General features: G+C 70.7%; 10 protein-coding genes. 7 read left to right on the top strand and 3 right to left on the bottom strand.

Annotation, left to right across the window (positions count from 1 at the left end; genetic code table 11):
- Positions 1–80: 80 nt before the first annotated feature.
- Both ABZS66_RS06805 and ABZS66_RS06810 read right to left on the bottom strand, forming a co-directional pair.
- Entirely contained in the window at positions 81–659 is a 579-nt protein-coding gene (locus tag ABZS66_RS06805; RefSeq protein WP_354755844.1) for a response regulator, read from the bottom strand.
- A gap of 19 nt (positions 660–678) precedes the next feature.
- Positions 679–5,040: a HAMP domain-containing protein gene (locus ABZS66_RS06810; protein ID WP_354755845.1), complete on the bottom strand. Its 4,362-nt coding sequence runs from the start codon at positions 5,038–5,040 to the stop codon at positions 679–681.
- A 70-nt stretch (positions 5,041–5,110) separates the two neighbouring features.
- Here ABZS66_RS06810 and ABZS66_RS06815 point away from each other — a divergent pair, with 70 nt between their 5' ends.
- Entirely contained in the window at positions 5,111–7,075 is a 1,965-nt protein-coding gene (locus ABZS66_RS06815) for a SpoIIE family protein phosphatase (RefSeq protein WP_354755847.1), read from the top strand.
- Between the two features lie 169 nt (positions 7,076–7,244).
- On the opposite strand, the gene ABZS66_RS06820 is transcribed toward ABZS66_RS06815, so the two are convergent.
- Positions 7,245–7,571: an STAS domain-containing protein gene (locus ABZS66_RS06820; RefSeq protein WP_354755849.1), complete on the bottom strand. Its 327-nt coding sequence runs from the start codon at positions 7,569–7,571 to the stop codon at positions 7,245–7,247.
- An 83-nt stretch (positions 7,572–7,654) separates the two neighbouring features.
- Between ABZS66_RS06820 and hemL the strand changes: the two genes are divergently transcribed.
- From hemL to ccsB, 6 genes are read left to right on the top strand one after another with little or no spacing between them, the layout of a single operon-like run.
- Complete coding sequence (gene hemL / locus ABZS66_RS06825) at positions 7,655–8,989, top strand: glutamate-1-semialdehyde 2,1-aminomutase (protein ID WP_354755851.1); 1,335 nt, start codon at positions 7,655–7,657, stop codon at positions 8,987–8,989.
- Positions 8,986–9,630, top strand: a complete 645-nt coding sequence (locus ABZS66_RS06830) for a histidine phosphatase family protein (RefSeq protein ID WP_354755852.1) — start codon at positions 8,986–8,988, stop codon at positions 9,628–9,630. The genes hemL and ABZS66_RS06830 overlap by 4 nt, the downstream gene beginning before the upstream one ends.
- Positions 9,630–10,166 carry a TlpA disulfide reductase family protein gene (locus tag ABZS66_RS06835; protein WP_354755854.1) on the top strand — a complete coding sequence of 179 codons (537 nt, stop codon included), beginning with the start codon at positions 9,630–9,632 and terminating at the stop codon, positions 10,164–10,166. The genes ABZS66_RS06830 and ABZS66_RS06835 overlap by 1 nt, the downstream gene beginning before the upstream one ends.
- 22 nt (positions 10,167–10,188) lie before the next feature.
- Positions 10,189–10,911, top strand: a complete 723-nt coding sequence (locus ABZS66_RS06840) for a cytochrome c biogenesis protein CcdA (RefSeq protein ID WP_354755878.1) — start codon at positions 10,189–10,191, stop codon at positions 10,909–10,911.
- Positions 10,911–12,491, top strand: coding sequence for a cytochrome c biogenesis protein ResB (locus tag ABZS66_RS06845; protein WP_354755856.1), 1,581 nt, complete (start codon positions 10,911–10,913; stop codon positions 12,489–12,491). The genes ABZS66_RS06840 and ABZS66_RS06845 overlap by 1 nt, the downstream gene beginning before the upstream one ends.
- Complete coding sequence (gene ccsB, locus ABZS66_RS06850) at positions 12,491–13,435, top strand: c-type cytochrome biogenesis protein CcsB (RefSeq protein ID WP_354755858.1); 945 nt, start codon at positions 12,491–12,493, stop codon at positions 13,433–13,435. The genes ABZS66_RS06845 and ccsB overlap by 1 nt, the downstream gene beginning before the upstream one ends.
- Positions 13,436–13,628: the final 193 nt, after the last annotated feature.

The following is a 13,628-nucleotide window of genomic DNA, read 5'->3' on the forward strand; positions in this document are numbered from 1 at the left end:
TGATGCATCAGATTTGATGTATCAAAAGTGATGTGTGCAGCCTCGGCGAGTGGGCGGCGTTGTGGAGCGGAGTGCTGAGCCTAGAAGCGAGGGCGGGACCTGGCCAGCACGGCCATGGCCTTCTCGACCTGTTCGCGGCCCAGCTCGCCGTCGGCGGCCAGCGCCGCCTTCAGCAGCGCCGTGGCCTCGTCGACCGCCACGCCCGTCGCGCGCAGCTCCGTCTCGCGGACCCGGACCTGCTCCGACTGGGCGGCCAGCGTCTGGGTCATCGTCCAGAGTTCCACGAAGACCGAAACCTTCGCCCGGAGGACCCACGGGTCGAACGGCTTGGTCAGGTAGTCGACGGCGCCGGCCGCGTAGCCGCGGAGGGCCAGGTGGGAGTCGCGGTCCGCCGCGGTCAGGAAGATGATCGGAACGTGGCGGGTGCGCTCGCGGCGCTTGATGTGGCGGGCCGTCTCGAAGCCGTCCATCGTCGGCATCTGGGCGTCGAGCAGGATCAGGGCGAAATCGTCCACCAGAAGGTGCTTCAGCGCCTCCTCGCCGCTTTCGGCGCCCACCGTCTGGACCGGCAGCCCCTGCAGGATCGCCTCCAGGGCCAGCAGGTTGTCCCGGCGGTCGTCGACGAGCAGCACCCTGGCCGGTCGGTCCGGTCCGGTCAACTGGGGAACCTCCAAAGGTCTATACCGCTCGTCCCTCGCCGTTGACCCAGGCTGCCATCACTTCCAGGAGCTCGTCGAGGTCGACTGGCTTCGTGATGTAGTCGCTCGCGCCCGCGGCCAGTGATGACTCGCGATCGCCCGGCATCGCCTTGGCCGTCAGGAACACTACCGGCAGTTCGGCGAAGCGGCGATTTCGGCGGATGGCGCGCGTTGTCTCGTTGCCGTCCTGGTCGGGCATCATCGCGTCCATCAGGACGATGTCGACGTTCGGGTGCTCGGACAGGATGCGCACGCCGTCGTGGCCGTTGTCGGCGTAGAGCACCGTCATGCCGTGCAGTTCCAGCGCGCTCGTCAGGGCGAACACGTTGCGGACGTCGTCGTCGACGATGAGGATCGTGGCGCCGTCGAGCTGGTGGGCGGCGGCCGTCGGGCGGCGCTCCTGGGGGGCCAGGGGGCGCAGCATCGCCGGGCCGGCGGGGATCGAGCGGATCGGGGCCGGGGCCGGCTGGGTCGGGAGGGCGTGCATCGTCGGGGTCACCTCGGTGGCGATGACGTCCGGGAGGTACAGCGTGAAGGTCGCCCCGCGGCCGACATCGGACGTGACGCCGATCGCGCCGCCGAGGAGCCTGGCGAGCTCGCGACTGATCGACAGGCCGAGGCCGGTGCCGCCGTACTTCCGGCTGGTCGTGCCGTCCGCCTGCTGGAACGCCTCGAAGATGAGCGCGACCTTGTCGTCGGAGATCCCGATGCCGGTGTCGGCGACCGAGAACGCGATCACGCGGCGGGCGCCGGCCAGGGTCGGGAGGTTGAACTCGATCTCCGGCGGTGCGATCTCCATCGACAGCGTGACGGAGCCGTTGTCGGTGAACTTCACGGCGTTGGAGACCAGGTTGCGCAGGATCTGCTGGAGCCGCTGCGGGTCGGTGACGATCACCGGCGGGAGGGCCAGGTCGGTCTGCACCGTGAAGTCGAGGCCCTTGTCCTCGGCCTGCGGGGCGAAGGCCTGCTCGACGTACGAGCGGATCTCGTCGAACGAGACCTCGCCGGGCTCGACGTCCATGCGGCCGGCCTCGATCTTCGACAGGTCGAGGATGTCGTCGATCAGGGCGAGCAGGTCGGAGCCGGCGTTGTGGATCGTCGCCGCGAACTCGATCTGCTTCGCCGTCAGGTTGGTGTCCGGGTTGTCGGCCAGCAGCCGGGACAGCAGGAGCATGGAGTTGAGCGGGGTGCGCAGCTCGTGGCTCATGTTGGCGAGGAACTCCGACTTGTACTGCGACGCCTGCGCCAGCTGCTGCGCCTTCTCCTCCAGGCCGAGGCGGGCCATCTCGATCTCACGGTTCTGCTTCTCGATGTTGCCCTTCTGCTCCGACAGCAGGGTCGCCTTCTCCTCGAGCTCCGCGTTGGTCCGCTGGAGCTCGGCCGACTGCTCCTGGAGCTCCAGGGCCAGCCGCTGGGACTGCGAGAGCAGCTCCTCGGTACGCCGGTTGGCCAGGATCGTCTTGAGCGCCACGCCGATCGTCACCACGAGCCGGTCGAGGAACGCGAGGTGCAGGTCGGAGAACGGGGACACGCTCGCAAACTCGATCACGCCGAGCGGCTCGCCCTCGAACAGCACCGGGAGCACGACCAGGTCGGCCGGCGGGGTCGCGGCCAGGCCGGAGCGCACCTGGAGGCGGTTGTCGGCGGGCGAGCTGACCCGGATCGCGCGCCGCGACAGCGACGCCTGGCCGACCAGGCCCTCGCCGGGCGCGAACGAGACCTCGGTGCCGGGCGCCACGTAGCCGTACGACGCCTCCAGCCGCAGCCGTAGCCCCGTGGCCGCGTCGGCGCCGGCCAGGAAGAACGCGCCGATCTGGGCGTCGACCAGCGGGGTCACCTCGGTCATGATCATGCGGCACACCTCGCCGAGGTCGCGCTGGCCCTGGAGCAGGCCGCCGACGCGGGCCAGGTTGGAGTCGAGCCAGCCCTGCTCGGCGTTCTTCTTCGTGGTCTCGCGCAGCGTCACGATCATCTGGTTGATGTTGTCCTTGAGCTCGGCCACCTCGCCGAGCGCCTCGACCGCGATCCGCTGGGTCAGGTCGCCGCGGGTCACCGCCGTGGACACCTGCGAGATGGCCCGGAGCTGGGTGGTGAGCGTGGAGGCGAGCTGGTTCACGTTCTCGGTGAGGTCTCTCCACGTACCGGAGACGCCGCGCACCTGGGCCTGACCGCCCAGCTTGCCCTCGGAGCCGACCTCGCGGGCCACCCGGGTGACCTCGTCGGCGAAGGACGACAGCTGGTCGACCATCGTGTTGACGGTGTTCTTGAGCTCCAGGATCTCGCCGTGCGCGTCGACGGTGATCTTCTGGCTCAGGTCGCCGCGGGCCACTGCGGTGGTCACCTGGGCGATGTTGCGGACCTGGCTGGTGAGGTTGGACGCCATCGAGTTGACGTTGTCGGTGAGGTCGCGCCAGGTGCCCGACACGCCCTTCACCTGGGCCTGGCCGCCGAGCTTGCCCTCGGTGCCGACCTCGCGGGCCACGCGGGTGACCTCGTCGGCGAACGACGACAGCTGGTCGACCATCGTGTTCACGGTGGACTTCAGGGCCAGGATCTCGCCCTGGGCGTCGACGGTGATCTTCTGGCTGAGGTCGCCTCGCGCGACGGCCGTCGCGACCTGGGAGATGTTGCGGACCTGGGCCGTCAGGTTGGAGGCCATGAAGTTCACGTTGTCGGTGAGGTCTCTCCAGGTACCGGCGACGCCGCGCACCTGGGCCTGACCGCCCAGCTTGCCCTCGGTGCCGACCTCGCGGGCCACGCGCGTGACCTCGTCGGCGAAGCTGCTCAGTTGATCCACCATCGTGTTGACGGTCGACTTCAGTTCGAGGATCTCGCCGCGGGCATCGACGGTGATCTTCTGGCTGAGGTCGCCTCGCGCCACCGCCGTGGCGACCTGGGCGATGTTGCGGACCTGGCTGGTCAGGTTGGAGGCCATGAAGTTCACGTTGTCGGTGAGGTCGCGCCAGGTGCCGGCGACGCCGGTGACCTGGGCCTGGCCGCCGAGCTTGCCCTCGGTGCCGACCTCGCGGGCCACGCGGGTGACCTCGTCGGCGAACGACGACAGCTGGTCGACCATCGTGTTCACGGTCGATTTCAGTTCGAGGATCTCGCCGCGGGCATCGACGGTGATCTTCTGGGAGAGATCGCCTCGCGCCACTGCCGTCGAGACCTGGGCGATGTTGCGGACCTGGCTCGTGAGGTTCGAGGCCATGAAGTTCACGTTGTCGGTGAGGTCGCGCCAGGTGCCGGCCACGCCCGTCACCTGGGCCTGGCCGCCGAGTTTGCCTTCGGTGCCGACCTCGCGGGCCACGCGGGTGACCTCGTCGGCGAACGACGACAGCTGGTCGACCATCGTGTTCACGGTGTCCTTGAGCTCCAGGATCTCGCCCTGGGCGGCCACCGTGATCTTCTGGCTCAGGTCGCCGCGGGCCACGGCCGTCGCGACCTGGGCGATGTTGCGGACCTGGCCGGTGAGGTTCGACGCCATCGAGTTGACGTTGTCGGTGAGGTCCTTCCAGGTGCCGGCCACGCCGGGCACGTCGGCCTGGCCGCCGAGCTTGCCCTCGGTGCCGACCTCGCGGGCCACCCGGGTCACCTGCTCGGCGAAGATCCGCAGGGTGTCGACCAGCGAGTTGATCGTCTCGGAGAGCTCGGCGATCTCGCCCTTCGCGCTGACCGTGATCTTCTGCGACAGGTCGCCGCGGGCCACCGCCGTCGCGGCGGTCGAGATCGAGCGGACCTGGCCGGTCAGGTTGGCCGCCATCGAGTTCACCGAGTCGGTGAGGTCGCGCCAGGTGCCGGCGACGCCGGTGACCTGGGCCTGGCCGCCGAGTTTGCCTTCGGTGCCGACCTCGCGGGCCACGCGGGTGACCTCGTCGGCGAAGGACGACAGCTGGTCGACCATCGTGTTCACCGTGCGGCCGATGGTGAGGAATTCGCCGCGCAGTGGACGGCCGTCGATCTCCAGCGCCAGCTTCTGCGACAGGTCGCCCTCGGCCACCGCCACGATCACGCGGGCGATCTCGGTGGTCGGGCGGCCGAGGTCGTCGATGAGCGAGTTGACCGCGTGGATGCGGTCGAGCCAGGCGCCCTCGAACCCCTCCTCGTCGAGGCGCTCGGTCATGCGGCCCTCACGGCCGACGACCCGGCTGATGCGCAGCAGTTCGCGGGTGTGCCGCAGCTTCATCTCGGCCAAGCGGTTGAACCGCTCGACGACCTCGCCGGGCAGGCCGTCGCGGTGGCTGAGCCGGATCTTCAGGTCACCGGAAGTGAGCCGGTCGAGCGCCGCCGACAGCTCCTCCAGCAGGAGCGTCTCTGGGGTGACGTCTTCGACTGTGGTCATGTCGTCTCCACCGGGTGTCGGGGGTGCTTCAGCTTGGATTGTTACCACCCTTCAGTGGAGACTGCGAGGTGTGACAACCCAGACCGTCCGGAGGATCCGCCTCCCGGCCGACCATAGCTCTCCCGGTCTGGCGCGCGACGCGATCCGGACGATCGTGCACGAATGGGATCTGGGCCCGGTCCTCGACGAGGCGTTGCTCCTGGTCACCGAGCTGACCACGAACAGTGTGGTGCACGCGGGCACCGAGGTCGATCTGGAGATCACCGCCTCGGCGGCCGCCCTGACGGTGGCCGTCCTCGATTTCCGCCCCGGCCAGATCGGCCCGCGGGCGCAGCAGCAGTCAGGCACGCATCTCGATGAGCGCGGCCGCGGCCTGCTGCTCGTCGACCAGATGGCGACCGCGTGGGGCACGCTGCACTTCACCGGCGGCAAGGGCGTGTGGTTCCGGCTCGACCGGCCCGGCGGCTCCGGGGGATCGCTCGGCGCCCCGCGGTTCGAGCTGCCGGCCGGGCAGGCCGCGCCGTCGCCGGAGGCGCTCTCCTCGCTCAGCGGCTCCGAGGGCGGCTCGCTCACCGAGTCCGCCGAGGAGCTGCTGCAACGGCTGTGCGACGTCAGCGGTGCGACCGGGGCATCGCTCACCGTGGACGAGGGGGACGGCCCGCACACGGTCGCCGCCGTCGGGCGGTTGAGCGGCTCGGTGGACGGCGGCCGCCGGGTGCCGCTGCGGCTGACCCGGCCGTGGCGGGCCGAGCTGCTGGTGGCCGGCGCGGGCAGCAACCCGTATGCGCGGCCGGTCACCGCCATCGCCGCCGACCGGCTGACCCTGCTGATCGAGAACCACCGGCTGCGGCGCGCCGACTCGGAGCGGCGCACCTGGCTGACGTTCCTGGCCGACGCGAGCGAGCTGCTGGCCCAGTCGCTCGACGTCGAGCTGACGCTGGCCCTGATCCCGCGGCTGGTGGTGCCGCGGCTCGGGCTGTGGTGCGCGATCCACGCCGCCGACCCGGGCGGCGAGCTGCGGCTGGCCGCGGCCGCGCACGCCGACGAGTCGATGCTGACCGACCTGCTCGACTCGCTGGCCGGTGCGACGCCGCAGCTCAAAGAAGCCATGGGAACCGATGCCGTGGTACCGCTGGGGTTGCCCCTAGAGGGGTACGTCGTCGCGCTCATCGCGCGCGGCCAGCACCTCGGCACGCTGACGGTCGGCGGCGGGCGCGACACCTGGCAGCGCGCCGAGGAGGTCGCGGTCGTCGAGGACGTGGCCCGGCGGGCCGCGCTCGCGATCGACAACGCCAACATTCACGCCGAGCGCCGCGCCATCGCCCAGACGCTGCAGCGCTCGCTGTTGCCGCCGCAGCTGCCGAAGGCGGAGGGCGTGGAGTTCGGCGCCGAGTACGTCCCCACCGGCGAGGGCGTCGACGTCGGCGGCGACTTCTACGACGTGGTGCCGCTGTCGGCGCGCCGGTGGCTGGTCGTGGTCGGCGACGTCTCCGGCAAGGGCGTGCAGGCGGCGACGGTGACCGGCCTGGTCCGCGACGTGACCCGGGTGCTGGTCCGCGACGGCCGGCCGCTGCCGGAGACATTGCACCGGCTCAACGAGACGCTGCTGGAGCGCGGGGCGGGGCGCTTCTGCACGCTGTGCCTGGCCCAGGTGATGCGCCGGCAGGACGGGCTGCTGGATGTGACGCTGCACCTGGCGGGGCACGACCAGCCGGTCGTGGTGCGCGCGGACGGGCAGACCGAGCTGGTCGGGGCGTGCGGCACGGCGCTGGGCCTGCTGGACACGATCAACACGCCGCGGACGCAGATCATCCTGTACCCCGGGGACACGCTCATCTTCTACACGGACGGCGTGACCGAGCGTCGTCGCGGCATCGAGCTCCTGGGCGTGGACCGGCTGCGCGAGGAGGCGGGGGCGCTGGCCGGCTTCCCGGCGGACGTGGTGGCGGCCCGGCTGCGGGCCCGGACGCTGAGCTTCTCGGCGGAGCCACCACGCGACGACATCGCGATCTTCGCGGTCCGCAACGACGCTTGACGACCGGCGGCAGCCCGGATGTTCGGACGCCCGCGCGACCGGAGGTCGCGGGTCCTTGGGGCGACGGCGCTGGCAGCGTCCGTGGCGCCGGGGCGGATGCACCGGCGGCACCAGCGGTGTCTGGCGGGAGCGACGGTCGTGCCTTGCCCGGACCCGAGTCCCGGAAGATCTAGGCGGGATCCTGGATCATCAGGGCGCCCCGCAGACCGGTGATGTCCAGGACGCGGATCAGGAAGGCGCCCACGTTGACGAGGACCAGGTAGCTCTGGGCCAGGGTGGCCCTGCGGCTCAGGACGACCAGCGTGCCCAGGCCCTGGGAGTCGCAGAACGTCACGCCGGCCATGTCCAGGACCACGCGGGCCGGGGGCTCCGACAGGACCTCGTCCACGGTGGCGGCCAGGCGTTGGACCGTGGACATGTCGATCTCGCCGGACAGTGACACCACGGTTTCGGCGGGTGTGCGGCGGATGGCTATGGCGAGATCGGCTCGATCCACGAGCCACAGCGTAGTGGTGTCGGGCACAGGGCACACAGGGGCGGTCGTCGGCGTGATCCAGCGGCTGTCAGAATGGGCAGGCTGTGACCGATTTTGACTCCGCCGGCCTCGGCCCCTATGCGGGTGACGCACCGGCCTCGCAGGCTTTGTTCGACCGCGCTCAGGCCATCGTGCCGGGTGGGGTGAATTCACCTGTCCGGGCGTTCCGGGCGGTCGGTGGCACCCCACGGTTCATGGTCGGTGGCGAGGGCTGCTGGCTCACGGATGCGGACGGGCGGCGGTATGTCGACCTCGTCTGCTCCTGGGGGCCGCTCATCCTCGGCCACGCCCATCCCGACGTCGTCGACGCCATCACCTCGGCGGCGGCGCACGGGACCAGCTTCGGCACGCCCACGCCCGGGGAGGTGGCGCTCGGCGAGGAGATCGTCGCGCGCACGCCCGTCGAGCAGGTGCGGCTGGTCAACTCCGGGACCGAGGCCACCATGAGCGCGCTGCGGCTCGCTCGAGGGTTCACCGGGCGATCGAAGGTCGTCAAGTTCGCCGGGTGCTACCACGGGCACGTCGACGCGCTGCTCGCCGCAGCCGGGTCGGGCGTCGCCACGCTCGCGCTGCCGGACACGCCCGGGGTCACCGGGGCGGCGGCGGGGGACACGATCGTGCTGCCGTATAACGACGTCGACGCCGTCGAGAAGGCGTTCGCCGAGCACGGGGCGAGCATCGCCGCGATCATCACCGAGGCCGCGGCCGGGAACATGGGCGTGGTGGCGCCGCGCGACGGGTTCAACGGCAAGCTGGCCGAGATCGCGCACCGGCACGGCGCGCTGCTCATCCTCGACGAGGTCATGACGGGCTTCCGGGTCTCGGGCAGCGGCTGGGCCGGGCTGGAGCCGGTCGACGCCGACCTGTGGACATTCGGCAAGGTGATGGGCGGCGGGCTGCCCGCGGCCGCGTTCGGCGGCCGGGCCTCGATCATGGGGCAGCTGGCGCCCGCCGGCCCGGTGTACCAGGCCGGGACCCTGTCCGGAAACCCGCTGGCCTGCGCCGCCGGCCTGGCGACGCTCCGGCTGGCGACGCCCGAGGTCTACGCGCGCCTCGACGCGACGGCGACCACGATCGCCAAGCTGTCCGCCGACGCGCTTTCGGCCGCGGGTGTACCTCACGTGCTGTCCACCGCCGGCAGCATGTTCTCGTTCTTCTTCACGACGGGCGACGTGGCCAACTACGACCAGGCGCGCACCCAGAACGTGGCCGCGTTCAAGGGCTTCTTCCACGAGATGCTCTCCCGCGGCGTGTACCTGCCGCCGAGCGCGTACGAGGCATGGTTTGTCTCGACCGCCATCGATGACGAGGCATTGTCGGTCATCGCTGCGGCCCTGCCGCACGCGGCCCGGGCGGCGGCGCAGGCGGTCGGGGCATGAAGACGATCGTCCACGTCCTGCGCCACGGCGAGGTCTACAACCCGGAGAAGGTGCTCTACGGCCGCCTGCCCGGGTATCGGCTGTCCGAGCTCGGCGTGCAGATGGCCAAGGCGGCGGCGCAGGCCGTGACCGAGAAGGACATCACCTACGTCGTGGCCAGCCCGCTGGAGCGCGCGCAGCAGACCGCGACGCCGATCGCCGAGCAGTTCGGGCTGCCGATCGCGGTCGACGACCGGCTCATCGAGAGCGCGAACTTCTTCGAGGGCAAGCGGGTCGGCGTCGGTGACGGCGCGCTGCGCGACCCGCGCAACTGGTGGGTGCTGCGCGATCCGCTGACCCCGTCGTGGGGCGAGCCGTATTCGGTGATCGCCGCCCGCATGTTCGCGGCGCTGATGGCGGCCCGTGAGGCGGCCGAGGGGCACGAGGCCGTGTGCGTGTCGCACCAGCTGCCGATCTGGACGCTGCGGCGGCACGTGGAGAAGAAGCGGCTCTGGCACGACCCGCGGCGGCGCCAGTGCAACCTGGCCAGCTACACGAGCTTCCACTTCGAGGGCACGAAGATCGTCGGGATCTCGTACGGCGAGCCGGCCGCGCACCTGGTGGCGATGTCGCCGACGGCGCGCCAGGCGAAGGGCGCCTGATGCGGCGCCTCGTGCTGCTCCTCGCGCTGGTCTCGCTGCTGGCGGCCTGCACGGACGGCGGCGCCTCCTCGAAGAATGTGCTCGGCAGCCGCAAGATCGCGGTGGCCGACCGGGTGGCGGCGCCGGTGATGCGGGGCGACCTGATGGGCGGCGGCACCTTCGATCTCGCCGCACACAAGGGCCAGGTCGTGGTGATCAACTTCTGGGCGTCCTGGTGCCCGCCGTGCCGCACCGAGGCGCCTGACCTGGAGAAGGTCTACGAAGCGACGAAGGCCGACGGTGCGGTCTTCATCGGCGTCAACGTCCGCGACCAGCGTGATCCGGCCGAGGCGTACCTCGCCGAGACCAAGCCCTCCTACGGGAGCCTGTTCGACCCGGCCAGCGAGCACGCGCTGGACTTCGACGTCCCGCCGAACTCGCTGCCGGCGACGCTCATCGTCGATCGCAGCGGCAAGCTGGCGGCGGTGCTGCGCATGGCGGTCGACCAGGAGCTGCTGGAGCCGATCGTGCGCGACCTGCTCGCGGAGCAGGCCTGACATGGATGCCGGCAACCTGGCGATGAGCGGGCCGCTGCTGGCGGCGGTCGCGGTGGCCGTGCTGGCCGGGCTGGCGAGCTTCCTGTCGCCGTGCATCCTGCCGCTCGTGCCGGGCTACCTGTCGTACGTGACCGGGCTGGCCGGCGCCGACCTCGACTCGGGGCAGCGCCGCGGACGGGTCGTCGCGGGCGTCGGGCTGTTCATCGCGGGATTCACGGTCGTCTTCGTCGGGCTCATCGTGCTGGCGACGCAGGCCGCCATGTCGCTGCTCGTGCACCGGCGGGTCGTCGAGATCGTCGCCGGCGTCATCGTCATCGTGCTCGGCCTGGCCTTCATCGGGCTCGTCCCCGGCCTCGAGCGGCAGTGGCGGATCAGCAGGCTGCCGGCCGCCGGGCTGATCGGCGCGCCGATCTTCGGCATGGTCTTCGCGCTGTCCTGGGCGCCCTGCACCGGCCCGACGCTCGGCGCGGTGATCCTGCTCGGCTCGACCAGCGGCTCGCAGGCCCGGGCGGTGACCCTCGCGCTCGCGTACTCGCTCGGCATCGGCCTGCCGTTCATCGCCCTCGGGCTGGGCTTCCAGCGCCTCATCGGCGTCGTCAAGTTCATCCGTCGCAACAGCCGCTGGGTGACCCGCGTCGGCGGGGCGCTGCTGGTGCTGGTCGGCATCGCCCTCGTCACCGGCGTCTGGAGCGACTGGATGATCGCCCTGCAGGCGAACGTCGGCGTGGGATCGGTGCCGATCTGATGCGCTGGCTCTATCACACGGCCGTTTCGGTCGGCCGGCGCGCGTGGCGGCAGCTGACCAGCATGCGCACCGCGCTGGTGCTGCTCTTCCTGCTCGCCGTGGCGGCGATCCCGGGCTCGGTGCTGCCGCAGCGCAACGTGTCGCCGGAGAAGGTCAACCAGTACCTCGACACGAACAAGGAGTGGGGGCCGACGCTCGATCGGTTCTTCTTCTTCGACGTGTACGGGTCGCCCTGGTTCTCGGCCATCTACCTGCTGCTGTTCGTGTCGCTGGTCGGCTGCCTGGTGCCGCGGTTCCGGCAGCACGCGGTGGCGTTGATCCGGCGGCCGCCGCGGCCCCCGGCCCGGTTGGACCGGCTGTCGGCCTCGGCGTCGTTCGAGCCGGTGGCCGCCTCTTCTGTGGTGTCCGTGCTGCGGCGCCGGCGGTTCCGGACGGTCGTTCGTGAAGACGGGGACGTCGTCGAGATCAGCGCCGAGAAGGGGTACCTGAAGGAGACCGGCAACCTGGTCTTCCACTTTGCGCTGCTGTCGCTGCTGATCGGCGTGGCCTACGGGTCGTGGTTCGGCTGGCACGGCAACCGGGTGCTGGTGGAGGGCAAGGACTTCGGGTTCTGCAACACGCTGCTGAACTACGACGAGCACGCGCTCGGCGCTCAGGTCGGCGAGAACGACCTGCCGCGGTTCTGCCTGCAGATGGACAAGTTCACGGCCCGCTATCTCGACAACGGGCAGCCGATCGAGTACCGGGCGGACGTGCAGGTGCGGGAGCATGGCCGCACGTCGTCGCACGTGTTGCAGGTCAACGACCCGCTGCGGCTCTCGGGCGCCAACGTCTCGCTGCTCGGGCACGGGTATGCGCCGGAGCTGCGGTACACCGACAAGTACGGAAGGTCGCATACGACCGTTTCGACGTTCCTGCCCCGCGACGGGATGCAGACCAGCGACGGCGTGGCCACCTTCCCCGACGTGAACCTGAACCCCGAGACCGGGAAGCGCGACGAGAAGGCGCAGGTCGGCTTCATGGGGATCTACCTGCCGACGGTGCCGTCGGACCCCTCGCTGAACACCTCGGCGTTCCCGGCCGAGCGGGACCCGCGCCTGATGCTCCAGCCGTACCACGGGGTGCTCGGGTTCGACGCCGGGGCGCCGCTGTCGGTGTACACGCTGGACCAGCGGCAGATCGACGCCGGCCGCCTGACGAAGTTCGGCGATCCGGTCATGCTCAAGCCGGGCGACTCGGCGACGCTGCCCGACGGTTCGAAGATCGAGTTCGTCGGCACCAAGCAGTGGATCAGCATCTCGATCCGCCACGACCCGGGCCAGCCGATCATGCTCGGCGGCGCGGTCGCCCTGCTCGCCGGCCTGCTGTTCTCGCTGACCGGCAAGCGGAGGCGGATCTTCTTCCGGATCACGCCCACCGGCACGACCGCGGGCGGCCTGCCGCGCAGCGACTATCCGGGCTTCGCCGAGGAGTTCGACGAGGTGGTACGAGCTGTGTCGCCCCCTGCCGCCGAGGTCCCCGAGCAGGTGGCGCAGACTGATCAGGTCGTGACGGAGCCGGAGCGCGAGGAGGTCGTCTGATGGGTGGTTTGTCCAATCAGCTGCTGGTCGTGACGATCGTCAGCTATGCGCTGGCCATGCTGGCGTACGCGGTCGAGTACGCGTTCGGCGGCCGGAGCGTGGTGGCCCGCGTCGCGACCCGCGAGCTGGTCGGCGCGGGCGGCCCTCCGGTTGTCGACTCGGTCGCCGTGCCGGCCGTTCCGTCCTCGGGCGCTCGCTTCGCCGGCGTCGCGGGCGTCGGGCTCACCGTGCTCGGCTTCGTGGCCCACCTGGCGGCCATCGTCACCCGCGGCGTCGCGGCCGGCCGGGCCCCGTGGGGCAACATGTACGAGTTCGTCATGATGGCGACGCTCGTCGGCCTGGCCGCGTGGCTGGTCGTCCTTGCGAAGTGGCGCAACGTCCGCCACCTGGGCCTGTTCGTGACGCTGGTGGCCGCGATCCTGCTGTCGATCGCGGGCATGACCCTGTACGTCCCGGTCGGCCCGCTGGTGCCCGCCCTCCACTCGTACTGGCTGGTCATCCACGTCGGCGCCGCCTCCACCGCCTCCGGCATTTTCCTGGTCGGCTTCGTGACCGCGGCGATGCACCTGATCCGCTCGGGCTACGACAACGGCAAGCGCAACTTCCCGTACTCGCTCGGCGAGCGCCTCCCGCAGGCCGGCACGCTGGAGCGGGTCACGTTCCGGGTCCACGCCTTCGCGTTCCCGATCTGGACCTTCGGCGTGATCACGGGCGCGATCTGGGCCGAGGCGGCCTGGGGCCGGTACTGGAACTGGGACCCGAAGGAGGTCTGGAGCTTCATCGCCTGGGTCGTGTACGCCTGCTACCTGCACGCCCGCTCGACCCCGAGCGTGAGCCGCCGCGTGACCTCGTGGATCGCCGTGGCCGGCTGGGCGACGATGCTCATCAACCTGTTCGGCGTCAACCTGGTGGCGAGCGGCCTCCACTCCTACGCCGGCGTGTAGCAGCTCTTACGCTTCCTCTTCCGGACGCCCTGCGAGTTCTCGTCGAACTCGCGGGGCGTTTGTCGTTGCGCCGAGTGTCTCCGCTGGCCGCTCCGTGCCTTTGACGTCCATGATCAAGGGAAGTATTTGGCTGCTATGGGCGGTTTCAAGTGGTGGTTGCAACGTCCCTGCTGAGGAGTTCGTGGAGTTTCTC

Origin of the sequence: Dactylosporangium sp. NPDC005572, from assembly GCF_040605515.1 — a bacterium.
In the GTDB taxonomy this organism is placed as follows: Bacteria; Actinomycetota; Actinomycetes; order Mycobacteriales; family Micromonosporaceae; genus Dactylosporangium.

Bases quoted from the DNA above. Each gene is read 5' to 3' on its own strand.
- ABZS66_RS06810 (WP_354755845.1), bottom strand. From the start codon at position 5,040: ATGACCACAGTCGAAGACGTCACCCCAGAGACGCTCCTGCTGGAGGAG.
- ABZS66_RS06830 (WP_354755852.1), top strand. From the start codon at position 8,986: ATGAAGACGATCGTCCACGTCCTGCGCCACGGCGAGGTCTACAACCCG.
- ABZS66_RS06835 (WP_354755854.1), top strand. From the start codon at position 9,630: ATGCGGCGCCTCGTGCTGCTCCTCGCGCTGGTCTCGCTGCTGGCGGCC.
- ABZS66_RS06840 (WP_354755878.1), top strand. From the start codon at position 10,189: ATGAGCGGGCCGCTGCTGGCGGCGGTCGCGGTGGCCGTGCTGGCCGGG.
- ABZS66_RS06845 (WP_354755856.1), top strand. From the start codon at position 10,911: ATGCGCTGGCTCTATCACACGGCCGTTTCGGTCGGCCGGCGCGCGTGG.
- ccsB (WP_354755858.1), top strand. From the start codon at position 12,491: ATGGGTGGTTTGTCCAATCAGCTGCTGGTCGTGACGATCGTCAGCTAT.